This window comes from Streptomyces sp. NBC_01384, from assembly GCF_045040035.1.
Classification (GTDB): Bacteria; Actinomycetota; Actinomycetes; order Streptomycetales; family Streptomycetaceae; genus Streptomyces.
Map to the genome: position 1 here is coordinate 1,907,573 of NZ_CP109559.1, position 22,789 is coordinate 1,930,361.

Annotated in this window: 19 protein-coding genes; 10 read left to right on the plus strand and 9 right to left on the minus strand. The window is 70.0% G+C overall.

Going from position 1 to position 22,789, the window contains the following annotated elements; genetic code table 11:
- The first annotated feature begins 72 nt into the window (after nt 1–72).
- Nucleotides 73–747, plus strand: coding sequence for a response regulator (locus tag OG747_RS08565; RefSeq protein WP_405878675.1), 675 nt, complete (start codon nt 73–75; stop codon nt 745–747).
- 113 nt (nt 748–860) lie between these two features.
- On the opposite strand, the gene OG747_RS08570 is transcribed toward OG747_RS08565, so the two are convergent.
- The 4 genes from OG747_RS08570 to metH form a co-directional block, all read right to left on the minus strand.
- A complete protein-coding gene (locus OG747_RS08570; RefSeq protein WP_405878676.1) occupies nt 861–1,031 on the minus strand; it encodes a hypothetical protein in 171 nt (56 codons plus the stop codon).
- 85 nt (nt 1,032–1,116) lie between these two features.
- Entirely contained in the window at nt 1,117–2,721 is a 1,605-nt protein-coding gene (locus OG747_RS08575; RefSeq protein ID WP_405878677.1) for an ABC transporter substrate-binding protein, read from the minus strand.
- A gap of 445 nt (nt 2,722–3,166) precedes the next feature.
- Nucleotides 3,167–3,868, minus strand: coding sequence for an HAD family hydrolase (locus OG747_RS08580; RefSeq protein ID WP_405878678.1), 702 nt, complete (start codon nt 3,866–3,868; stop codon nt 3,167–3,169).
- Between the two features lie 141 nt (nt 3,869–4,009).
- The gene (metH, locus tag OG747_RS08585) at nt 4,010–7,537 is read right to left on the minus strand and encodes a methionine synthase (RefSeq protein WP_405878679.1); all 3,528 of its coding nucleotides are present in this window, start codon (nt 7,535–7,537) and stop codon (nt 4,010–4,012) included.
- A 269-nt stretch (nt 7,538–7,806) separates the two neighbouring features.
- Between metH and OG747_RS08590 the strand changes: the two genes are divergently transcribed.
- The 7 genes from OG747_RS08590 (at nt 7,807) to OG747_RS08620 (ending at nt 15,276) form a co-directional block, all read left to right on the plus strand.
- Nucleotides 7,807–8,571: an IclR family transcriptional regulator gene (locus OG747_RS08590; protein WP_405878680.1), complete on the plus strand. Its 765-nt coding sequence runs from the start codon at nt 7,807–7,809 to the stop codon at nt 8,569–8,571.
- Nucleotides 8,572–8,925: 354 nt separating this feature from the next.
- Nucleotides 8,926–9,720: an MIP/aquaporin family protein gene (locus tag OG747_RS08595; RefSeq protein ID WP_405878681.1), complete on the plus strand. Its 795-nt coding sequence runs from the start codon at nt 8,926–8,928 to the stop codon at nt 9,718–9,720.
- Between the two features lie 126 nt (nt 9,721–9,846).
- A complete protein-coding gene (gene glpK / locus OG747_RS08600) occupies nt 9,847–11,406 on the plus strand; it encodes a glycerol kinase GlpK (protein ID WP_405878682.1) in 1,560 nt (519 codons plus the stop codon).
- Between the two features lie 19 nt (nt 11,407–11,425).
- Complete coding sequence (locus OG747_RS08605; protein WP_405878683.1) at nt 11,426–13,042, plus strand: FAD-dependent oxidoreductase; 1,617 nt, start codon at nt 11,426–11,428, stop codon at nt 13,040–13,042.
- Nucleotides 13,043–13,095: 53 nt separating this feature from the next.
- Nucleotides 13,096–13,323 carry a hypothetical protein gene (locus tag OG747_RS08610; RefSeq protein ID WP_405878684.1) on the plus strand — a complete coding sequence of 76 codons (228 nt, stop codon included), beginning with the start codon at nt 13,096–13,098 and terminating at the stop codon, nt 13,321–13,323.
- A gap of 55 nt (nt 13,324–13,378) precedes the next feature.
- The gene (locus tag OG747_RS08615; protein ID WP_405878685.1) at nt 13,379–14,050 is read left to right on the plus strand and encodes a FadR/GntR family transcriptional regulator; all 672 of its coding nucleotides are present in this window, start codon (nt 13,379–13,381) and stop codon (nt 14,048–14,050) included.
- Between the two features lie 230 nt (nt 14,051–14,280).
- Nucleotides 14,281–15,276, plus strand: a complete 996-nt coding sequence (locus tag OG747_RS08620) for a PAC2 family protein (protein ID WP_405878686.1) — start codon at nt 14,281–14,283, stop codon at nt 15,274–15,276.
- 87 nt (nt 15,277–15,363) lie between these two features.
- Here the strand turns inward: OG747_RS08620 and OG747_RS08625 are convergent, their stop codons facing one another.
- Nucleotides 15,364–16,359, minus strand: a complete 996-nt coding sequence (locus OG747_RS08625; RefSeq protein ID WP_405878687.1) for an SMP-30/gluconolactonase/LRE family protein — start codon at nt 16,357–16,359, stop codon at nt 15,364–15,366.
- A 287-nt stretch (nt 16,360–16,646) separates the two neighbouring features.
- On the opposite strand from OG747_RS08625, the gene OG747_RS08630 reads away from it, so the two are divergent.
- Together OG747_RS08630 and OG747_RS08635 are read left to right on the plus strand one after the other, a co-directional pair.
- Complete coding sequence (locus OG747_RS08630; RefSeq protein WP_405878688.1) at nt 16,647–18,395, plus strand: S8 family peptidase; 1,749 nt, start codon at nt 16,647–16,649, stop codon at nt 18,393–18,395.
- Between the two features lie 71 nt (nt 18,396–18,466).
- The gene (locus OG747_RS08635) at nt 18,467–18,955 is read left to right on the plus strand and encodes a hypothetical protein (RefSeq protein ID WP_405878689.1); all 489 of its coding nucleotides are present in this window, start codon (nt 18,467–18,469) and stop codon (nt 18,953–18,955) included.
- A gap of 76 nt (nt 18,956–19,031) precedes the next feature.
- On the opposite strand, the gene mshC is transcribed toward OG747_RS08635, so the two are convergent.
- The 4 genes from mshC to OG747_RS08655 form a co-directional block, all read right to left on the minus strand.
- Entirely contained in the window at nt 19,032–20,261 is a 1,230-nt protein-coding gene (mshC, locus tag OG747_RS08640) for a cysteine--1-D-myo-inosityl 2-amino-2-deoxy-alpha-D-glucopyranoside ligase (RefSeq protein ID WP_405878690.1), read from the minus strand.
- A gap of 241 nt (nt 20,262–20,502) precedes the next feature.
- Entirely contained in the window at nt 20,503–21,330 is an 828-nt protein-coding gene (locus OG747_RS08645) for an SCO1664 family protein (protein WP_405878691.1), read from the minus strand.
- Nucleotides 21,294–21,884 (minus strand): DUF3090 domain-containing protein, encoded by a 591-nt coding sequence (locus tag OG747_RS08650; RefSeq protein ID WP_405878692.1) that lies wholly within the window; start codon nt 21,882–21,884, stop codon nt 21,294–21,296. Before OG747_RS08650 ends, OG747_RS08645 begins: the two co-directional genes overlap by 37 nt.
- Before the next feature lie 121 nt (nt 21,885–22,005).
- Entirely contained in the window at nt 22,006–22,692 is a 687-nt protein-coding gene (locus OG747_RS08655) for a histidine phosphatase family protein (RefSeq protein WP_405878693.1), read from the minus strand.
- Nucleotides 22,693–22,789 lie beyond the last annotated feature (97 nt).

Here is a 22,789-nt window from a genome sequence, read left to right on the forward strand (position 1 = left end):
AGACGCGGGGTCAGGCGCCGTTGCTCACCTCAGACCTGGTCCGCCGGACAGACCCTAGCGAAGGAGACTTACGTGGCCATCCGCGTCCTACTGGTCGACGACCAGCCGCTGCTGCGTACCGGCTTCCGGATGATCCTGGAGGCGGAGCAGGACCTTGCGGTCGTCGGCGAGGCCGGTGACGGTCTCCAGGCACTCGATCAGGTACGAGCCCTGCAGCCCGATGTGGTTCTGATGGACATCCGTATGCCCCGGATGGACGGGGTGGAGGCGACCCGGCAGATCACCGGGCCGGGGCGGGACGGACCGGCCAAGGTGCTGGTCCTGACGACCTTCGACCTCGACGAGTACGTGGTGGAGGCGTTGCGCGCCGGTGCCAGCGGCTTCCTGCTCAAGGACGCGCCGGCCAATGAGCTGGTGCAGGCGATCCGCGTGGTCGCCGCGGGCGAGGCGATGCTCGCGCCGAGCATCACGCGCCGGCTGCTGGACAAGTACGCGGGCCATCTGCCGTCGGGCGACGAGCCCGTGCCGGACACGCTGCACACCCTGACCGAGCGTGAGGTCGAGGTGCTGAAGTTGGTGGCGCGCGGACTGTCGAACGCGGAGATCGCCGCCGACCTGTTCGTCAGCGAGACCACCGTCAAGACGCATGTGGGCCACGTGCTGACCAAGCTGGGGCTGCGCGACCGGGTGCAGGCCGCGGTGTACGCGTACGAGAGCGGGTTGGTGCGCCCCGGCGCGCAGCCGTAGCCCGGGAGCCACCCACTCGCTTCCCTGGCGACGCAGCGACACGACCGAGGGCGCCCTCTTCCTGGAAGAGGGCGCCCTCGGCGTTCGTACAGGTCGTGCGGCTACCGCCGGTGTCAGATCTGGAGGTCCGGGAGCTCCTCGGCCACGATGTCCTGGAGCCGTACACGCCGTACTTGCCCGCCCGTTTCCGAGCCGCATCCGGTGAGCAGACCGGTGGCCGGCCCCGTCGTGATGGACAGGACTGGCAACTGGTTGCACGTGTTCACGAGGTGGTGCCTGGTCATGGGTTCTCTGGAAGCCGGATCGGGCAGGCGCCGGATCCGGCGGGCGGGCGCCGGGCCGCGAGATCCGGCGCCCGAAGAGAACCGGTCAGCTCACGCCGCGGCCGAGCTCCCACAGCTGGAGCGTCGAGGAGGAGTTGAGCGCCCACTCGGCACCCGTGATGTTGTCCCGCGCGGCGATGTACTGCTTGCCCTGCCACAGCGGCAGGATCGGTACGTCGTCGGCCACCTTGTCCTGGATGTCGGTGAGGCTCTTCGACGCGGTGAGGCGGTCGGCCTCGCGACGGGACTCCGGGATCAGCGTGTTGCGGATCGTGGTGTTCACATACGGGGACGCGAGGGTGTTGTCCTTGTCGAGGAACGGCGCGAGGTAGTTGTCGGCGTCCGGGAAGTCGGGGAACCAACCCATGCCGTAGACCTCGTACGTGCCCTTCTGCTCGGCCTTGCGGTAGTTCACCCAGGGCGTGCCCTTGATGTCGACGTCGAACAGGCCACTGGCGTTGAGCTGCTTCTTCAGCACCTCGAACTCCTGCTGGGTGACCGAGCCGTAGTGGTCGGTCGTGTAGTGCAGGGTGAGCTTCACCGGGGTGGTGATGCCGGCCTTGCTCAGCGTCGTGGTGGCCTTGGAGACGCTCGGGTCGCCGTACTTGTTGAAGAACGAGTTGGAGTGACCCGTGATGGTGGCCGGGACCATGGAGTACAGCGGCTCGGCCTGGGAGCCGTACACCTTGGAGACGAGCTCGGCGCGGTTGATCACCTCGGCCATGGCCTGGCGGACTGCCTTGTTCTTCACCGACGGGTCGTCGGTGTTGAAGCCGAGGAAGCGGATCTCGAGGCCGGGCATCTCGACCAGATTGATCTTGCTGTTCGTGCCCGCGGCGCCGAGCTTGGTGATCTGCGCCGGCGTCATCGCGCGGGTCATCAGGTCGATGTCGCCCTTGTCGAGCGCGGCGCCCATGGCGTCGGCGCTCTCGAAGGAGCGTATCTCGGCCTTGTCGTTCTTCGGCTTCAACAGACCCTTGTAGTTCGGGTTCTTGGTGAAGGTGAGCTTGACGGCCTCGTCGTTCTTGACGTCGGCCTGAAGGGTGTACGGACCGGAGCCGTCGACGTTGAAGCCGTCGCGCAGCTTGTCCTTCTCGTAGTCCTTCGGGTTCACGATGCCGGCGACCGGGGTCGACAGCTTGAACGGGAAGGTGGCGTCCGCGGTCTTGAGGTGGAAGATCACCTGGCGGTCGCCCTGCGTCTCGATCGTGTCCACGGTGGACAGCAGCGCGAACACACCGCTGTCGGCCTTGAGCGACATCGCGCGGTCGATCGAGAACTTCACGTCCTTGGCGGTGATCGCGTCACCGTTCGCGAACTTCAGTCCGTCCCGCAGCGTGCAGGCGTAGCGCTCGTTGCCGGAGTCGGTGAAACCGCAGCTCTCGGCAGCCTCGGGCTGGGGGTCGCCGTCACCGCGCGGCTGGACCATCAGGGTCTGCACGGTCTGGCGCAGGATGTTCCAGGTGCCGACGTCGTAGGCGTACGCCGGGTCGAGAGGAGCCGGGGCATCCTTCGATGCGGTGAACCGGTCCGTGGTGCCCACGACGATCGTGCCGCCGCTGCTGCCTCCGCTGCCGGAACCGCCACACGCGGCGAGCACCGGGGCGAGCAAGCCGACAACGGCCGGCAGCACCAAAGTCTTGCGGTTCATGCTCGAGTTTCTCCAGAGCTGTCGTGTCCGTGTACTCGCCATGCAGGGGTGGTGCGGGCGAGTCACCGGGGTTATGGCGAGGTTCTCGCGACGACATTAGTCCGCACCACCAGGACCGCCCGCAGAGACCGGAGTTGAGTTCCCATCACGCTACGAAACCGGGCGCGGACGCACCGATAACCCGACAGCGGAAGGATTCGTACAGCATTCCACCAATCGGGACACAAGGGCACGTCGACCACCCCCGGAAGGGGGGTGGCGGCACATGCCGGGCCGGATGTCGACCCCTTCGAGAGTGGCGAACGTCACACTCTCGACCCTGGGGGAGAGTACCGGAATTCGACCATCCGGCCGCAGATTGAGTTATCCGCGACAGGCCTCGGACACTTACCGGCGGATACCTCGGGGTTATCCGCACATTCGGTTATGCACGCTGGGTGAACGCCTAGCGCATTTCCGTCATCAGGCCGCGGAGAAAAGGCAGGTCGACCTCTTCGAGAGAGGTCACGACCGTGCGCCGGGCCGCGGGGGCGATCGGCGCGACCGAGGGTACGGCGACCACCTGGCAACCGGCGGCCTCCGCGGCGGCGACGCCCGTGGCGGTGTCCTCGATGACGGCGCACCGGGCCGGGTCGGCACCGAGTCCGGACGCCGCCAGCAGATACGGGTCGGGGAACGGCTTGGTCCGCTCCACCTCGTCGCCCGCGACGGTCAGCGCGAAGTACTGGGGGCCGAGGGAGGACAGGACGCGGTCGATGATGCGCCGGTGCGAGGCGGAGACCAGGGCAGTGGGGATCTCGTGCGCCGCGAGCTCCGCGAGGAGTCTGGCCGCGCCCGGCATCAGGGGCAGTGCCCGGCCGATACGGTCCTCGAAGCCGTCGTTGAGCAGCACGGTGAGCTCGGCGAGGGTGATGTCGGCCCCGGTGGCCTCGATCAGGAAGCCGGCGCTGCGGGTCATGGGGCCGCCGACCACCACATGGCGCCAGGTGTCGTCGAGGGCGTGACCGAGGCGCTGGAAGGTCTCGACCTCGACGTCCCACCAGAACCCCTCGGTGTCCACCAGGGTGCCGTCCATGTCCAGCAGTACGGCCTGCAACGCTGAGCCTTCGGCCGTACGGGTACCGAGCGCGGGGACCGTAGTGGTCATCCTGGCGCACCTCCTTGAGGGACGCGCAGGCCGGTTCCCTCAGGGGAACCGGCCTGCTGTGGACCGTCCAGTGTACGACGGCCTCAAGTGAAGCGCTTGTTGGTTGTGAGGGGCGCGTCAGAGGTGAGGGGCGCCCACCCCTCACCTCGCGTTGAAGTACTTCGCCTCCGGGTGGTGGATGACGATCGCGTCCGTGGACTGCTCGGGGTGGAGCTGGAACTCCTCGGAGAGGCGGACGCCGATGCGCTCGGGCTCCAGGAGTTCGGCGATCTTCGCGCGGTCCTCCAGGTCGGGGCAGGCGCCGTAGCCGAGGGAGAAGCGGGCGCCGCGGTACTTGAGGTCGAACATGTCCTCGATGGCCGCCGGGTCCTCTCCGGCGAAGCCGAGCTCCGAACGGACGCGCGCGTGCCAGTACTCGGCGAGCGCCTCGGCCAACTGGACGGACAGACCGTGCAGTTCGAGGTAGTCGCGGTAGGAGTTCGACTCGAAGAGCCTGGCGGTCTCCTCGCCGATCCGGGAGCCGACGGTGACGACCTGGAGGCCGACGACATCGGTCTCGCCGGACTCCTCGGGCCGGAAGAAGTCGGCCAGGCACAGCCGCCGTCCGCGGCGCTGGCGCGGGAAGGTGAAGCGGGTGCGCTCGTTGCCCTGCTCATCCAGGATGATCAGGTCGTCGTCCTTGGACACACAGGGGAAGTAGCCGTAGACGACGGCGGCTTCGAGCAGGTTGTCGGTCTGGAGCTTGTCCAGCAGCCCGCGCAGCCGGGGACGGCCCTCGGTCTCGACGAGTTCCTCGTACGTCGGTCCGTCGCCCGCGCGGGCCTGCTTCAGGCCCCACTGCCCCTTGAACAGCGCGCCCTCGTCCAGCCAGGAGGCGTACTCCTTGAGCTGGATGCCCTTGATGACACGGGTGCCCCGGAAGGGCGGGGTGGGCACCGGGTTGTCGACGGCGACGTCGGAGCGGACGTGGCCCTCCTCCGGGCGCTCCTCGACCACGGTCTGGGCGGTGGCCCGCACCCGGCGCTGCTTGAGCTCCGGCAGCACGGCTCCCGGCACCCCCCGCTTGACCCCGATCAGCGCGTCCATCAGGCGCAGGCCCTCGAAGGCGTCGCGGGCGTAGCGGACTTCGCCCTGGTAGATCTCGTGCAGGTCCTGTTCGACGTACGCCCTCGTCAAGGCGGCGCCGCCCAGGATGACCGGGTAATCGGCGGACAGGCCGCGCTGGTTGAGCTCCTCCAGGTTCTCCTTCATGATCACCGTGGACTTGACCAGCAGGCCGGACATCCCGATGACGTCGGCGCGGTGCTCCTCGGCAGCTTCCAGGATCGCGGAGACGGGCTGCTTGATGCCGAGGTTGACGACGTTGTATCCGTTGTTGGACAGGATGATGTCGACGAGGTTCTTGCCGATGTCGTGCACGTCGCCGCGCACGGTGGCCAGCACGATCGTGCCCTTGCCCTCGGCGTCGGACTTCTCCATGTGCGGTTCGAGGTAGGCCACCGCGGACTTCATGACCTCGGCGGACTGGAGTACGAACGGCAGCTGCATCTGGCCGGAGCCGAACAGCTCGCCGACCACCTTCATGCCGTCGAGCAGCGTCTCGTTGACGATGTCGAGGGCGGGGCGGGTCCGGAGGGCCTCGGCGAGGTCGGCTTCGAGGCCGTTCTTCTCGCCGTCGATGATGCGCCGCTTGAGGCGCTCGTCCAGGGGCAGCGCGGCCAGTTCCTCGGCCTTGCCGGCCTTGAGGGACTTGGTGGTGGCGCCCTCGAACAACGCCATCAGCTTCTGGAGGGGGTCGTAACCCTCGGCGCGGCGGTCGTGGATCAGGTCCAGGGCTGTCTGGACCTCTTCCTCGGTGAAGCGGGCGATCGGCAGGATCTTCGACGCGTGCACGATCGCCGAGTCCAGGCCCGCCTTGACGCACTCGTCGAGGAAGACCGAGTTGAGCAGGATGCGGGCGGCCGGGTTGAGACCGAAGGAGATGTTCGACAGGCCCAGCGTGGTCTGCACGTCCGGGCGGCGGCGCTTGAGCTCGCGGATCGCCTCGATGGTCGCGATGCCGTCCTTGCGGGACTCCTCCTGGCCGGTACAGATGGTGAACGTCAGGGTGTCGATGAGGATGTCGGACTCGTGGATGCCCCAGTTCGTCGTCAGGTCCTCGATGAGCCGTTCGGCGATGGCGACCTTGGTCCGGGCGGTACGGGCCTGGCCCTCTTCGTCGATGGTCAGCGCGATCAGCGCGGCGCCGTGCTCCTGGGCGAGCCGGGTGACCTTGGCGAAGCGCGACTCGGGGCCGTCGCCGTCCTCGTAGTTGACGGAGTTGATGACGGCCCGGCCGCCGAGCTTCTCCAGACCGGCGCGCAGGACCTCGACCTCGGTGGAGTCCAGCACGATCGGCAGTGTGGAGGCGGTGGCGAAGCGTCCGGCGAGCTCCTCCATGTCCGCGACGCCGTCGCGGCCGACGTAGTCGACGCACAGGTCGAGCATGTGCGCGCCCTCGCGGATCTGGTCGCGGACCATCTCCACACAGTCGTCCCAGCGGCCCTCCAGCATGGCCTCGCGGAACTTCTTCGAGCCGTTGGCGTTGGTGCGTTCGCCGATCGCCATGTACGCGGTGTCCTGTCGGAACGGGACAGTCTGGTAGAGGGAGGCGGCGCCGGGCTCCGGCTGGGGGCTCCGCTCGGTCGGCGCCATCCCACGCACGCGCTCTACGACCTGGCGCAGGTGCTCAGGTGTGCTGCCGCAGCAGCCGCCGACCAGGGACAGGCCGTACTGCTGGACGAAGGTCTCCTGCGCGTCCGCCATCTCCGGCGGGGTCAGGGGGAAGTAGGCCCCGTCCTTGGTGAGGATGGGCAGCCCGGCGTTGGGCATGCACAGCAGCGGGATGCGGGAGTGGCGGGCGAGATAGCGCAGGTGCTCGCTCATCTCGGCCGGGCCGGTGGAGCAGTTCAGGCCGATCATGTCGATGCCGAGCGGCTCCAGCGCGGTCAGCGCGGCGCCGATCTCCGAGCCCAGCAGCATCGTGCCCGTGGTCTCGAAGGCGAGGGAGACCAGCAGCGGCAGGTCCGTGCCGAGCGCGTCCAGGGCCCGGCGGGCGCCGAGGATCGACGACTTGGTCTGGAGCAGGTCCTGGGTGGTCTCGACGATCAGGGCGTCCGCACCGCCGGCGATCAGTCCCTCGGCGTTCGCCTGGAAGCCGTCGCGCAGTGCGTGGAAACCGATGTGGCCGAGGGTCGGCAGCTTGGTACCGGGACCGATGGAGCCCAGCACCCAGCGCTGGCGGCCGTCACGGCCGCCGAACTCGTCCGCCACCTCGCGGGCGATCCGGGCGCCCGCCTCGGACAGCTCGTACACACGCTCGGAGATCTCGTACTCGGCCATCGCCGAGTGGTTCGCCCCGAAGGTGTTCGTCTCGACGCAGTCGACGCCCACCTCGAAGTAGGCCTCGTGGACGGAGCGGACGATGTCGGGTCGGGTGATGTTGAGGATCTCGTTGCAGCCCTCGAGGTCCTCGAAGTCCTCCAGCGTCGGGTCCTGCGCCTGCAGCATCGTGCCCATCGCGCCGTCGGCCACCACGACACGCTCGGCGAGCGCCTCGCGGAGTGCGGCGGTGCGGGCCCGGTTCCGGGCAGGCTCGAACGGAAGGGACGGGTTCGGCAACGAAGCCATGAAGGTGCTCCCTGGAGTGCGACGGCTGTCGGCTTTGCGCTTCCCGTGGAAGGCGCACGCCGTCAGGGTAGCCCGGAGCACCGGCCCGGGTCAGTGGCGTCCACGGGGCGGACGGGCGTGGCGCCTGTGCCAGGGGTGTTAAGACAGACCGAGCATGTTGCGGCCACCCATTAGCGGGAGCTCGGCAACGAACGGTAATGTTCGACATTGCCGAACGGTGGTAGCGATGTCGCACCCCGTCGGCCGAAGGGGACGGAGGTAGCACGGCGATGGCACGGAACATCCAGTCGCTCGAACGGGCGGCGGCGATGCTGCGCTTGCTCGCGGGCGGCGAGCGGCAGCTCGGCCTGTCCGACATCGCCTCTTCGCTGGGCCTGGCCAAGGGCACGGCCCACGGCATACTGCGCACCCTCCAGCAGGAAGGCTTCGTCGAGCAGGACACCGTCTCCGGGCGCTACCAGCTGGGTGCCGAGCTGCTGCGGCTCGGCACCACCTATCTCGACGTGCACGAGCTGCGCGCGCGGGCCCTGGTGTGGACCGACGACCTGGCCCGCTCCAGCGGTGAGAGCGTCTATCTGGGTGTGCTGCACCAGCAGGGCGTGCTGATCGTGCACCACGTGTTCCGGCCCGACGACAGCCGCCAAGTGCTGGAGGTCGGGGCCATGCAGCCGCTGCACTCCACGGCCCTGGGCAAGGTCCTGTCGGCCTACGACCCGGTGGCGCACAGCGAGGTCCTGGAGGCCGAGCGCAAGGCGTTCACGGCCCGTACGACGGTCGAGCCGGAGCAGTTCGAGGGGGTCCTCGATCTGACCCGCGCGCGGGGGTACGCCGACGACATCGAGGAGACCTGGACGGGCGTCGCCTCGGTCGCGGCACCCATCCACAACCGGCGGCGCATGCCGGTCGGCGCGGTGGGTATCGCCGGGGCCGTGGAGCGGATCTGCCGGGACGGGGAGCTGCGCCCCGAGCTGATCGCGGCAGTGCGGGACTGCGCCCGCGCGGTGTCGCGGGATCTGGGCGCCGGGCGGTTCTGACTCCCGTACACCCCTCGATCCCTCACACGACAAAAAGCCGTACGACAAAAGGGCCGGTGCGTCACCGACGCGCCGGCCCTTCGGCGTGTGCCCGCGGAGGTGCGCACGCGCGCGCAAGATCGATAGCTCACAGCAATCAATAACGATCGCGCTTTCGATAACAGAACCCTTGACGAGCTGGTAACGCGAGAGCAAGACTCCCGTCCATCGGTCGGCATTGTCGAACACCTACCGGCAATACAAGTTAGAGTGTGACAACGCCATGGGCCGGCATCGCCCTCACCCCCGAGGGCGCGAACCACCGGAGGGACCCGGGGTTCGCCTTCCCCTGGACGAAGGACAAAGGAGTCGCGGGTGTCCAGCTCCGACATCTTCATCGGCGAGACCATAGGTACCGCCATACTCATCCTGCTTGGCGGTGGCGTCTGTGCCGCCGTCACGCTGAAGGCCTCCAAGGCCAGAAACGCCGGCTGGCTCGCCATCGCCTTCGGGTGGGGCTTCGCGGTGCTCACGGCGGTCTACACCTCCGCGCCGCTGTCCGGCGCCCACCTGAACCCGGCCGTGACGCTGGCACTCACCATCAAGAACGGCGGCTGGAACAACCTGCCGGTGTACTGGGGCGGCCAGCTGCTGGGCGCCATGATCGGTGCCACGCTGGTCTGGGTCGTGTACTACGGGCAGTTCCAGGCGCATCTCACCGACCCCGAGATCATCGAGGCTTGTGACGCGGAGGTCGCCGGAGCCAAGGCCGTCGAGGCGGAGGAGAAGGGCGCGGGCCCCGTGCTCGGCATCTTCTCCACCGGTCCCGAGATCCGCAACGCGGTGCAGAACCTCGCCACCGAGATCATCGCCACCATCGTGCTGGTCCTCGCAGTCCTCACGCAGGGTCTGAACAACAACGGCACCGGTCTCGGCCCCCTGGGCGCCCTGATCACCGCCCTCGTCGTCGTCGCCATCGGTCTCTCCCTCGGTGGTCCGACCGGCTACGCGATCAACCCGGCCCGTGACCTCGGTCCGCGTATCGTGCACGCGCTGCTCCCCCTGCCGAACAAGGGCGGCTCCGACTGGAGCTACGCCTGGGTTCCGGTCGTCGGTCCGCTGATCGGCGGCGCGATCGCCGCAGGCCTCTACAACGTCGCTTTTGCTTAGAGCCTTCGAGGCGCCCGGCTCCCTTCGCCCCGGCGCCTCGGGCCTCCTTGAACCGCAAGGTTTTCCGAGCCGTAAGCAATACGCCGTAAGCCAGCCTCTTTCATACGGAACCTTCAGGAGCACACCGTGACCGACGCACACTCCGCCGGCATCGCTTCCCACGGCCAAGGGCCGTTCATCGCCGCCATCGACCAGGGCACCACCTCCAGCCGCTGCATCGTCTTCGACCGCGACGGACGCATCGTCTCCGTCGACCAGAAGGAGCACGAGCAGATCTTCCCGAAGCCGGGCTGGGTCGAGCACAACGCCGTCGAGATCTGGACCAACGTCCAGGAAGTCGTCGCCGGGGCCATCGAGAAGGCCGGCATCACCCGCGACGACATCAAGGCCATCGGCATCACCAACCAGCGCGAGACCACCGTGCTGTGGGACAAGAACACCGGTGAGCCCGTCCACAACGCCATCGTCTGGCAGGACACCCGCACCGACGCGCTCTGCAAGGAACTCGGCCGCAACGTCGGCCAGGACCGCTTCCGCCGCGAGACCGGCCTTCCGCTCGCGTCGTACTTCGCCGGTCCCAAGGCCCGCTGGCTGCTCGACAACGTCGAGGGCCTCCGCGAGCGCGCCGAGGCCGGCGACATCCTCTTCGGCACCATGGACACCTGGGTCATCTGGAACCTGACGGGCGGTGTGAACGGCGGCCACCACGTCACCGACGTCACCAACGCCTCCCGCACCATGCTGATGAACCTGCACACCCTGGCGTGGGACGAGAAGATCGCCGAGTCCATCGGCGTCCCGCTGGCGATGCTGCCCGAGATCCGCTCCTCCGCCGAGGTGTACGGCGAGGTGACCGGCGGTTCGCTCGGCGAGCTGCTCGGCGGCATCCCGGTCGCCTCCGCGCTCGGCGACCAGCAGGCGGCCCTGTTCGGCCAGACCTGCTTCTCCGAGGGCGAGGCCAAGTCCACGTACGGCACCGGCACGTTCATGCTGATGAACACCGGCGACAAGATCATCAACTCGTACTCGGGCCTGCTCACCACGGTCGGCTACCGCATCGGCGACCAGGCTCCGGTCTACGCCCTCGAGGGCTCCATCGCCGTCACCGGCTCGCTGGTGCAGTGGATGCGCGACCAGATGGGCCTGATCAAGTCCGCCGCCGAGATCGAGACCCTCGCGTCCTCGGTCGAGGACAACGGCGGCGCCTACTTCGTGCCGGCCTTCTCCGGTCTGTTCGCCCCGTACTGGCGCTCCGACGCCCGCGGTGTGATCGCCGGTCTGACCCGGTACGTCACCAAGGCGCACATCGCGCGCGCCGTCCTGGAGGCCACCGCCTGGCAGACCCGTGAGATCACCGACGCCATGACGAAGGACTCCGGCGTCGAGCTCACGGCCCTCAAGGTCGACGGCGGCATGACCTCCAACAACCTGCTGATGCAGACCCTGGCCGACGTCCTGGACGCCCCCGTGGTGCGTCCGATGGTCGCCGAGACCACCTGCCTCGGCGCCGCCTACGCCGCCGGTCTCGCCGTCGGCTTCTGGACCAACACCGAGGACCTGCGCGCCAACTGGCGCCGGGCCGCGGAGTGGACCCCGAACATGGACGCGGAGATCCGCGAAAGCGAGTACAAGAGCTGGCTCAAGGCCGTCGAGCGGACCATGGGCTGGATCGAGCACGAGAACTGACGAGGAGTAAGAACCCGTAATGACCAGCCAGCCCACCCTGCAGACCGTGCCTGCCCTCGGTACGCACCCGGCCTCCGGCTCCAACCCGAGCCGCGCCGAGACGCGGGAGCAGCTCTCCAAGGCGACGTACGACCTTCTCGTGATCGGCGGCGGCATCCTGGGCATCTCCACCGCCTGGCACGCCGCGCAGTCCGGACTGAGGGTGGCTCTGGTCGACGCCGGCGACTTCGCCGGCGCCACCTCTTCCGCCTCCTCCAAGCTTCTCCACGGCGGTCTGCGCTACCTGCAGACCGGCGCGGTGAAGCTGGTGGCGGAGAACCACTTCGAGCGCCGTGCGGTCTCCCGCCAGGTGGCCCCCCACCTGGCGAACCCGCTCACGTTCTACCTCCCCGTGTACAAGGGCGGGCCGCACGGCGCTGCGAAGCTCGGGGCGGGCGTCTTCGCCTACTCCGCGCTCTCCGCGTTCGGTGACGGCGTCGGCCACCTGCTCTCGCCCGCGAAGGCGCAGCAGGACGTGCCGGAGCTGCGCACCGAGAACCTCAAGGCCGTGGCCGTGTACGGCGACGACCAGATGAACGACGCGCGCATGGCGCTGATGACGGTCCGCGCGGCCGTCGAGGCGGGCGCCGTCGTGCTCAACCACGCCGAAGTGACCGGCCTGCGCTTCACCAAGGGCCGGGTCACGGGCGCGGACCTCAAGGACGCCACGAACGGCGCGGAGTTCGGCGTCAACGCGCGCCTCGTGCTCAACGCCACCGGCCCCTGGGTCGACCACCTGCGCACGATGGAGGACCCGAACGCGGCGCCGTCCATCCGCCTGTCCAAGGGCGCGCACCTCGTCCTCAAGCGCACCTCCCCCTGGAAGGCCGCGCTCGCCACCCCGATCGACAAGTACCGCATCACCTTCGCCCTCCCCTGGGAGGACATGCTCCTGCTCGGTACGACCGACGAGGAGTACGAGGGCGACCCGGCGGACGTCGCGGTCAACGAGAAGGACATAGCCCAGATCCTGGACGAGGCCGCGTTCTCCATCCGCGACCAGCAGCTCTCCCGTGATCTGATCACGTACTCCTTCGCCGGTCTGCGCGTGCTGCCCGGCGGCCCCGGCGACACCTCGAAGGCCAAGCGCGAGACGGTCGTCACGGAGGGCCGCGGCGGAATGCTGTCCGTCGCGGGCGGCAAGTGGACCACCTTCCGGCACATCGGCCGTACGGTCATGAAGAAGCTGGAGTCACTGCCGGGCCACCCGCTGGGCGAGGACTTCGAGCCGATCTCCGAGCTGCCGAAGAAGCTGCCGCTGCCGGGTGTCGCCAACCCGCGCGCGGTCGCCCACCGCCTGCTCGTCGACGGCCCGGCGCCCGGCCCCCGCATGGGCGCCGACACCGCCAAGCACCTGGCGACGCACTACGGTTCGCTGGCCTTCGACATCGCGCGCCTGGCGAACGAGAACCCGGAGCTCGGCGAGCGCGTCCACCCGGACGCCCCGGAGATCTGGGCGCAGGTCGTATGGGCCCGCGACCACGAGTGGGCCGAGACGACGGACGACGTACTGCGCCGCCGTACGACGCTGACGATCCGCGGGCTCGCCACGGACGAGATCCGGGGCAAGGTGCAGGACATGCTCGACGAGAAGTAGGTCGCGCGAACGGCTTGAGGGGCGGCTCCCACGGGGGGAGCCGCCCCTCTCGCATGCGCGGGAACCGCTCCCCCGGGGCAGGGTTCGCGCCGCGGGCACCCCCGCACCACCGGGTTCTCGTCCGGACCCGGGCCGCCTTCCGGCCCGGCCTGATCCCGCTCACCGCGTACGTCGACGCAGGCCTCACGACGCTCGACGACGCCGCCGCCCTCGCCGGCCCGGAGGCGCTTGCCCGATCCGAGGTGGATTTCGGGTCCGTTCGGCCTGGTGACCCCACATAATGTGCTGAGACATCGGATGTCTCATCGGCATCCGGAGTGAACAGGGAGGTCCGCCATGGCAGTCACCGATGAGGCGATCGAGAAGATCAAGGGCATGATCGTCTCCGGCACGCTGCGCCCCGGCGACCGGCTTCCCAAGGAGAGCGAACTCGCCGCCGACCTCGGGCTGTCCCGCAACTCCCTGCGGGAGGCGGTGCGCGCGCTCTCCCTGATCCGCATCCTGGACGTACGGCAGGGCGACGGCACGTACGTCACCAGCCTCGATCCCCAGCTCCTGCTGGAAGCGCTGAGCTTCGTCGTCGACTTCCACCGCGACGACACGGTGCTCGAATTCCTCGCGGTGCGCCGGATCCTGGAGCCCGCGGCGACGGCGATGGCCGCGTCGAGGATCAGCGAGCAGCAACTGGACGCGCTGACCTCCCAGCTGGACGCGCTGGGTGCCGCGCCGTCGGTGGAGGAGCTCGTCGCCTGCGACCTGGAGTTCCACCGGGGCATCGTGCAGACCTCCGGGAACTCGGTCCTGTGCTCGCTGCTGGACGGCCTGTCCGGGCCCACCACCCGGGCCCGCATCTGGCGCGGTCTGACCCAGGAGGACGCGGTCAGCCGCACCCTGCACGAGCACCGGGCGATCCTGTCCGCGCTGCGGGACCGCGACGCGGAGGCGGCCCGCTCATGGGCGACGGTGCACATCGCGAGCGTGGAGCAGTGGCTGCGCAGCACCCTCTGAGCCGGGTCCCCGCGCAGCCTGAGCCATGGCCCCCGCGAGCCATCGGAGGTGTGCGGAGCGGGAGGGGGATGGCCGAGTGTTCGGGACGGCCGGGATCACCGAGGGGTGTTTGAGGGTGGCGAACGGGGCAGTGATCCGTTCACTCCCCCGTGCAAGGGGGCTGCGGAGGCCCCCTCGGCACGCCGTAAGGTTGGGGCGTACGTAAGGGGCACGTCGGAAGGAGGCGCTGGGTGATCGAGCTCGAGGGGGTTCCCGAGCTGATCGACCCGGTCATGGTGGCCGCGTTCGAGGGCTGGAACGACGCCGGCGACGCCGCCTCCACCGCGGTCGCGCATCTCGACAGGGAGTGGAAGGGCGAGGTGTTCGCGGCGCTGGACGCCGAGGACTACTACGACTTCCAGGTGAACCGCCCCACGGTGTGGCTGGACGGCGGGGTCCGCAAGATCACCTGGCCGACCACGCGGCTGTCGGTGGTCCGGGTCGGCGGCGAGAAGCCGCGCGATCTCGTGCTGGTCCGGGGGATCGAGCCGTCGATGCGGTGGCGCTCGTTCTGCAACGAGCTGCTCGGCTTCGCACACGAGCTGGGCGTGGAGCTGGTGGTGATCCTGGGCGCGCTGCTCGGTGACACCCCGCACACACGTCCGGTGCCGGTCAGCGGGGTCACGTCCGACCCGGACCTGGCCCGCACGATGGACCTGGAGGAGACCAAGTACGAGGGTCCCACGGGTATCGTCGGCATCCTCCAGGAGGCGTGCACACACGCGGGCGTACCGGCGGTGTCGCTGTGGGCTGCGGTGCCGCACTATGTGTCGCAGCCGCCGAACCCGAAGGCGACGCTGGCCCTCCTGAACCGTCTGGAGGACCTGATCGACCTGCGTATTCCGCTGGGCGAGCTGCCCGAGGACGCGCGGGCCTGGCAGCTGGGCGTCGATCAGCTGGCCGCCGAGGACAGCGAGGTCGCCGAGTACGTGCAGACGCTGGAGGAGGCCCGGGACACCGCGGAGCTGCCGGAGGCGTCGGGCGAGGCGATCGCGCGCGAGTTCGAGCGGTATCTGCGACGGCGGGACGGCGGCAGCCCGGCGGGCCCTGCCCCGGGCGGGCACGCCACGGCCGACGGCAGCGACAGCTCCTCGTATCTGCGGGACAACCCCGGCGGTCGTACGAAGCCGCCGAAGCCGCCGAAGCCGGAGCCCGGCACCGAGGACGAGGACTCCTCGGAGGACTGAGCGGACGGAGCAGTGGGAAGGGGCGGTGCGCGCTCACAGCGCACCGCCCCTTCCTCGTTTCAGCGTTCAGCGTTCAGCGTTCAGCGTTCAGCGTTCTACGGCGATGATGTCGTACGGCGTGTCCGGCGTCGGCGTCGTCGTGAACCGGGCGTTGGGCAGGTAGAGGCGGTCCCCGTACGCGGCCACGGTGGTCGGTATGTCGAGGTCGGGATCGGTGAGGCGGCGCAGGAAGACGCCGCTGTGCCCGTCGGGCGAGAGCCGGAAGACGTCGATCGCGTTCTGCCGGTTCTGCACCACGTACAGCGTCCGCCCGGTCAGCAGCAGTCCGTCGCCGTTGACGAGCGGCGCCGCGTCGCCGAGGTCGACGAGGCGGGTGACTCCGGTCCTCGGGTCCACCCGGTGCAGGCCGCCGACCCCTGTCTGCACGACCAGCAGCGCGGTCCCGTCCGGGGTCTGCGTGATCCCGTTGGCGTTGATCACCGCGCCGGGCACCTGGCTCCAGTCGCCGCCCAGGGGGAGCCGTACGACGTCGGCCGCGTCCGGCAGCGCGCCGCCCGGGCCGAGCGGCAGCGCGTACAGCGTGGGCTCGTAGGAGTCCGTGAACCAGACCGCGCGGGGCGTCAGGACCACGTCGTTGGCGAAGGTCTCGGTCTCCGTGGCGAGGACGTACGACGCGAGTTCGGCGCCGGTGCGGGCGTCCACCACGCGGGCTCCCGCCCCGACCATGGCGACGAACAGCCGCCCTCTGCCGTCGAGTTTGAGTCCGGCCGCCGACGTACCCGGCCCGGCGGCGACGGTACGGCCCTGTCCGGTGCGCAGGTCGGCGCGGTAGACCGAACCGTCGGCGATCGATCCGGCGTAGGCGTACGGGCCGCCGCCGATGGTGATGCCCTCCGGGCGGAAGCCGTTCGGCAGGGGGATCACGGTGGGTAACGACTTTTCGGACGCCCGGGCGGTGCCCGCCGACGCCCCGGCGAGCACGGCGCCGGCGGTCGCGGCACCGGCGGTGAGCAGTCTTCGGCGGCTGAGGTGATGCGGCAACGAGCTGAGGTGACGTGGGAACGAACGGTGCGTGGATGTCACGGTGCGTCCTTCCGGGCGGTTACCGGGAGTTGACCGGTCCAGCGATCAACTGTCCCTGACACCCCACCACATGTCTCCCATCTCCGCAGCCTTTGGCCGGATTGCGGCGTGACATCTATTTCAGGCCGGATTGCACAGGTTTCCCCATTCAACTTGTTTTCAAACCGAGTTGGCGAAGACGGGGTGGACGGACCGCCGTGGGCGTGCCAGGTTGTGCCTCGAAGACGCGGCCCGGGGACGGGACATGGCAGCCCCCGCAGGGACCGAACCGAAGGGAGCGGTGCGCGATGACCGACCAGGTACAGCCGACACAGGGCCCGGGAACGGCCGGGCCGGGGCCCGACGGAGCGGGATTCACCTACCGAGGAGCCGAGCAGGAGCTGATCGTCGTCGCACGCCCCGAGGCCCGGCTGCGCGCCGGGGCCGAGGGCGTCCGCTCGGCGGTGGGCGCGGACCTGTCGGCCCTCAACATGTTCCTCAGCGACGAACAGCTCGTCCTGGAGCCGCTGTTCGGCGGCGAGGAGCGACTTCGCCAGTCCGCGGTGGCGGACGGCGAGAGCGGGCCGGACCTCGCGCTCTTCTACCGGGTGCGGGGCGGCGGGAGCCGCGCCCAGGAGCTGCGCTCGCGGATCGCCGCGCTGCCGGAGATCGACACGGCGTACGTGAAGCCCGGCGCCGTCCCCGCCTCGGTGGGGTCGGTCGGACACACCGCGCCGAGCGCGGACGACGGCCGGCAGCGGAAGGAAGGGGCGCCCGTCACCCCGGACTTCACCAGCCGCCAGGGCTATCTGCGGCCGGCGCCCGAGGGCATCGACGGGTACTGGGCCTGGCAGCGGCCGGGCGGTACGGGCCAGGGCGTGACGGTGATCGACGTGGAGGGGGCCTGGCAGCTCGGACACGAGGACCTGGCCGCGAAGCTCGCGGGCGTGGTCGTCGGCACCCCGCTCACCGACCTCGCCTGGCGCAACCACGGCACCGCCGTCATCGGGGTGATCGGCGGCGACCAGGGCGAGTACGGGATCACCGGCATCGCGCCGGACGCCGTGACCGCGGCCGCGTCCTTCCAGGGCATCGGCACGGCGGCCGCGATCCACGCGGCGGCCGACCGGCTGGGCCCCGGCGACATCATCCTGATCGAACTGCACGCTCCAGGGCCGCGGTTCGACTTCGAGCAGCGCGACGACCAGCAGGGTTACATAGCGATCGAGTGGTGGCCGGACAACTTCGCGGCCATCCGGTACGCGACCGCCAAGGGCGTGCTCGTCGTGGCGGCCGCGGGCAATGGCGCCGAGTCGCTCGACGACGCGGTGTACGAGCGCCGCCCCGCCGAGTTCCCCGCGTGGTGGCGCAACCCCTTCAACCCCGCCAACCCGTCCTCCGGGGCGGTCCTGGTCGGCGCGGGCGCACCACCGCCCGGCACGCACGGCCGCGACCACGGCCCGGACCGCTCCCGCCTCGCGTTCTCCAACTACGGGGCGCGGGTGGACGCGCAGGGCTGGGGACGCGAGGTCACGACCACCGGCGGCTTCTGGGACCGGCCCGGCGACCTGCAGGGCGGTGCCGAGGAGATCGGCTGGTACACGGACACGTTCTCCGGGACCTCCGCCGCCTCCCCGGTGGTGGTCGGCGCCCTGGCCGCGCTGCAGGGCATGCTCAGGGCGGCGGCCCAGGAACCCATGTCCCCGGAGCGTGCCCGCGCGGTACTGCGGGCCACCGGCTCCCCGCAGCAGGACGCGCCGGGCCGGCCCGCCTCCCAGCGGATCGGCAACCGGCCGGACATCAAGGCGGCGGTCACCCGGCTGCTGCCGGAGGCGGTCGGCTCGGGCCGGGCCGACCGGTACTGGGACGAGCTGCTGCCGTACCCGCGCGAACTCCCGCCCAGGCTCCGGCTGTTCGTGGCCGGCGACTGGCGCAACCTGGACAACCCGTCCCCCGAGATCCGCCAGGCGGTGCACTCCGCCTTCGCGGGCGGACGGCCCGACGTACGCGTCTGGTTCTCGGACGACGAGATCGTCGGCCTGGTCATCACGGGCTGACGTACCCGAAGACGTCCGAAGACGTACCGGAAGAGTCAACGATCCAATGATTCACGGAAGGTGGCACCCGTATGAGCACCACCCCGCAGATGAGTCAGCAGCAAGGCATCCAGGGACAACAGCAGGGGCCGAGCACTGCGCCGCCCCAGCAGTACGGGCAGCAGATGCAGCAGCCGTTCGGTCCGCAGCAGGGCATCGACCAGCAGCAGTTCCCGCAGCAGATCCCGCAGTACATCCCGCTGCACCTGCAGCAGCAGCTCCAGCAGATGGGCCAGCAGCAGCCGTTCCAGCAGCTGCTGCAGCAGCTCGGCGGGCAGCAGCAGGCGCAGGCGGTGGCGGTGGCGGCGAGCGGGATCGCCCAGCACTTCTGGGACGTGGTCACCCCGCTGCCCGGCCAGCCGTCGATCCTCTACCTGTTCATCAACAACGCCTGGCGCCCTCTGGTGAACCCCAACCAGGTGACGCACGACGAGGTCCAGCAGGCCTTCGCCTACGGGCAGCAGGTCATCGGCCTGTACGACGCCAACGGCACCGTACAGGCCGTCATCGTGAACAAGTGACGGCCCTGACGGTCTGAACGAAGGGGCGCCGGGCGGTACGACCGCCCGGCGCCCCCACGCAGGAAGTACTGAAGTACTACAGGGCAACGCCCAGGAGGGCGTCCACGGCGCGCGAGACGACGCCGGGGGCGCCCTCGTCCGTGCCGCCCGTCTCGTGCTGGAGCGCCGCCCAGCGGTCGACCGCGGCGAGCGCGGCCGGGGCGTCCAGGTCGTTCGCGAGTGCCTCGCGGATCTCCTCGACGAGCGCGTCGGCGGACGGGCCGTCGGGCCGCGACACCGCTGCCCGCCAGTTGTCCAGGCGCGCCACCGCGTCCGTGAGGACGGCGTCCGTCCACTCCCAGTCGGCGCGGTAGTGGTGCGCGAGGAGCGCGAGCCGGATGGCGGCCGGGTCGACGCCCTCGCGCCGGAGCGCGGAGACGAAGACGAGGTTGCCCTTGGACTTCGACATCTTCTCGCCGTCGAGGGCGACCATGCCGGCGTGCACGTACGCCTTGGCCATCGGGAACTCGCCGGTGAGCACCTGGGCGTGCGAGGCGCCCATCTCGTGGTGCGGGAAGGCGAGGTCGGAGCCGCCGCCCTGGACGTCGAAGCCCATCCCGAGGTGGTCGAGGGCGATAGCGACGCACTCGATGTGCCAGCCGGGCCGGCCGCGCCCGAGCGAGCCCCCGTCCCAGCTGGGCTCGCCTTCTCGCGCGGCCATCCAGAGCATCGGGTCGAGCGGGTTCTTCTTGCCCGGACGGTCCGGGTCGCCGCCCCGCTCGGCGGACAGCAGGCGCATCGCGGCGGCGTCCAGGTTGGACACCTTGCCGAAGTCGGGGTCGGACTCGACGGAAAAGTACACGTCTCCTTCGAGTTCGTAGGCCGCGCCCGCGTCCCGGAGCCGCTCGACGAGCGGCACGATGCCGGGTATCGCCTCGACGGCGCCTATGTAGTGCCGCGGCGGCAGCATCCGCAGGGCGGTCATGTCCTCACGGAAGAGGGCGGTCTCCTTCTCGGCGAGTCCCACCCAGTCGACGCCGTCGCGCTCCGCCCGCTCCAGGAGCGGGTCGTCGACGTCGGTCACGTTCTGGACGTAGTGAACCTGCCGCTTGGTGTCGAGCCACACGCGCTGAACGAGGTCGAACGCGTTGTAGGTCGCCGCGTGACCCATGTGGGTCGCGTCGTACGGCGTGATGCCGCAGACGTAGATACGGGCGACGGGACCGGGGTCGAGTGTGACGAGGCCGCCGGTCGCGGTGTCGTGGATCCGGAGGTCGCGGCCCTCACCAGGCAGGGCGGGGACCTCAGAAGCGGGCCAGGCATGCATGTCATGAGCCTAACCGGACGGAAGTTCCGCATACGAACCGGCCAGCGCCTAATGGCCGGGAAGGCACCCTTGCGCGAGGCCGAGTGGTGTGCGGCGGATGCTGGGGCATGCGCGCTTCCGTGCGCCTGAGAGCTCGGGCCGCTCTGTGATCTGTGCTTCGATCTGCGCTGCGCGACCGCGGGTTCGTTGTGGTCGATCGCACAGTGGCCCGCGCCCCTTCAGGAGCGCGGGCCGGGTTCGCTCACACCGGTGGCCAGGGAATCGCGGGCCACTCCCCGCTCGGTTCGGGGTGCTTGCCCGAAGTCAGCATCGCTTCGACACGCGCGCGCGTGGCGTCGATCTCGGCGGTGGTGATCAGTTCGGCCAGCCGGGTGGCGAGGGACGCGCCCGGTGCCAGGCCGTCCCGCAGAGACGTGAGGACCTCGACCGCCTCCGGGGTCAGCGACTCCCCCGCCCAGCCCCACAGCAGCGTGCGCAGCTTGTTCTCGGCGTTGAAGGTGACCCCGTGGTCGATGCCGTACAGCCGCCCCTCCTCGGCGGGCAGCAGATGCCCGCCCTTGCGGTCGGCGTTGTTGATCACGGCGTCGAGCACGGCCAGCCGTCGCAGCCGCGTGTCGTCGGCGTGCACGAGCAGTGCCGTCTGCCCCTCGCCGACCTCGGCGAAGCCGATGGCCTTCCAGCCCTCCGCGGGCTCCTCGCCCTCCACCAGGGCGAGCAGCCCGTCCCCGTCGGCTTCGGGCAAGGCCTCGATCCACAGCTGGCACATGCCCTCGCCGTACGGTCCCTCGCGCAGCACGGTGGTCGGCACGAGCCCCCACCCGGTCGCCTCGGAGACCTCGTACGCGGCGACCTCGCGCTGCGCCAGCGTGCCGTCGGGGAAGTCCCACAGGGGCCGCTCCCCGGCGACCGGTTTGTAGACGCAGAACGCGTCGCGGCCCTCGTACGACACGGAGCAGTACAGCACCGCGTTCGAGGCCTCACGGATCCTTCCGCGCACCTTCAGCTCGCCCAGGGCGAGCAGCTCGGCCGTGGTCACGCTCCGCGGCGGTATCCGTTCTGGCGCGGACATACGTGTCCTTCCGGGTCGAGCGGGAGGCTGCACAGCGGGCAGGGCGGCCGGCCCGCGTTGACGACATCGAGGGCGCGCTTGGCGAAGGCCCTGGCCTGCGCGCCGGTGAGCCGGACGCGGAGCATCGGCGGGCCGTTCTCCTCGTCCTGGAGCAGTCTTTCCTCGGCCTCGGCGAGGTCCTCGTCGGTGTCGGCGTCGAGCTCCACGAGGGCCTGCGCCTCGACGATCATGCGCTGCTCGTCACCGTCCCAGGCCAGCGCCATGGTGCCGACCCGGAACTCCTCCTCCACGGGGGTGTCGAGGGGGGCGGTGTCGGACACCTCGTTGGGGGCCATGGCCGGGACGGGGGCGCTGCCGCCGGTGCGCCGGACGACCTCGTCGAGGAGCTCGTCCATGCGCTCGGCGAGCGCGGCGACCTGGGTCTTCTCCAGGGCCACGCTGGTCACCCGGGGGCCTGAGGAGGCCTGCAGGAAGAAGGTGCGGCGCCCGGGCAACCCGACCGTACCGGCCACGAAACGGTCCGGGGGGTCGTAGAGGAACACCTGACGGGACACGTCCTGTCTCCATTGGAATCGGCATGTGGACCGGCTGACTGCGTCGGCCCGCATCGGCTGCTGACAACTTGCTGACAACTACTGCGCTGCTTCGACCGCTTCACCCTACTGCGGCCGACGATCACGGTGCGCCCGCACCGCCCCCGACCGGTGCGTCCCCGCTCGGAGGCTCCTCACGCGGCGCCAGGGAGGCGAGGTCGCCGGTGTCCCCGAGGCGCACGAGGAAGGGACGCAGTCGTGTGTAACGGATCGCGGTGATGGAACACGGTTCCACAGAGATCCGCTGGAAGAGATCGAGATGAAGTCCGAGTGCGTCCGCGACGAGGGACTTGATGATGTCGCCGTGCGAACACATGAGGTACACGGCGTCACCGCCGTGATCGCGCTCCACGCGCGCGTTCCACTCGCGCACCGCCTCGGCGGCCCGCGTCTGCATGGCCCGCATCGATTCTCCGCCGGGGAACGCGGCCGCGGACGGATGCGCCTGTACGACCTCCATCAGCGGCTCATCGTTCAGCTCGGCCAGCTTGCGGCCGGACCAGTCGCCGTAGTGCGCCTCGCCGATGCGCTCGTCGGTGTGCACGCGCAGCTCTGGGCGGGCGTCGAGCAGCGGCTGCACGGTCTCCTGGCAGCGCTGCAGGGGGCTGGTGACGACCTCGGAGATCGGTAGCGCGGCGAGCCGCCCGGGCAGCGCGGCGGCCTGCTGGGCGCCGCGCTCGTCGAGGGCGACGCCGGGCGTCCAGCCGGCGAGCAGCCCAGCGGTGTTGGCGGTCGAACGTCCGTGCCGGACGAGAATCAGGGTGGGCATGCGGCCCAGCGTAAACGGGCGGCCAGGGGACGCGGTGAGACCTGTGGACAACCGCGGCCGGAGTGCGGCACGGGCCGTGCGGCGGAAGAATAGGCTC

Excerpts from the sequence above, each read along its gene's own strand:
- OG747_RS08645 (WP_405878691.1), bottom strand. The coding sequence starts at position 21,330 with ATGTCCGCGCCAGAACGGATACCGCCGCGGAGCGTGACCACGGCCGAG.
- OG747_RS08570 (WP_405878676.1), bottom strand. The coding sequence starts at position 1,031 with ATGACCAGGCACCACCTCGTGAACACGTGCAACCAGTTGCCAGTCCTG.
- metH (WP_405878679.1), bottom strand. The coding sequence starts at position 7,537 with ATGGCTTCGTTGCCGAACCCGTCCCTTCCGTTCGAGCCTGCCCGGAAC.
- OG747_RS08655 (WP_405878693.1), bottom strand. The coding sequence starts at position 22,692 with ATGCCCACCCTGATTCTCGTCCGGCACGGACGTTCGACCGCCAACACC.
- OG747_RS08610 (WP_405878684.1), top strand. The coding sequence starts at position 13,096 with ATGCGCGGGAACCGCTCCCCCGGGGCAGGGTTCGCGCCGCGGGCACCC.
- OG747_RS08605 (WP_405878683.1), top strand. The coding sequence starts at position 11,426 with ATGACCAGCCAGCCCACCCTGCAGACCGTGCCTGCCCTCGGTACGCAC.
- OG747_RS08615 (WP_405878685.1), top strand. The coding sequence starts at position 13,379 with ATGGCAGTCACCGATGAGGCGATCGAGAAGATCAAGGGCATGATCGTC.
- OG747_RS08580 (WP_405878678.1), bottom strand. The coding sequence starts at position 3,868 with ATGACCACTACGGTCCCCGCGCTCGGTACCCGTACGGCCGAAGGCTCA.
- OG747_RS08590 (WP_405878680.1), top strand. The coding sequence starts at position 7,807 with ATGGCACGGAACATCCAGTCGCTCGAACGGGCGGCGGCGATGCTGCGC.
- mshC (WP_405878690.1), bottom strand. The coding sequence starts at position 20,261 with ATGCATGCCTGGCCCGCTTCTGAGGTCCCCGCCCTGCCTGGTGAGGGC.
- OG747_RS08575 (WP_405878677.1), bottom strand. The coding sequence starts at position 2,721 with ATGAACCGCAAGACTTTGGTGCTGCCGGCCGTTGTCGGCTTGCTCGCC.
- OG747_RS08635 (WP_405878689.1), top strand. The coding sequence starts at position 18,467 with ATGAGCACCACCCCGCAGATGAGTCAGCAGCAAGGCATCCAGGGACAA.
- OG747_RS08630 (WP_405878688.1), top strand. The coding sequence starts at position 16,647 with ATGACCGACCAGGTACAGCCGACACAGGGCCCGGGAACGGCCGGGCCG.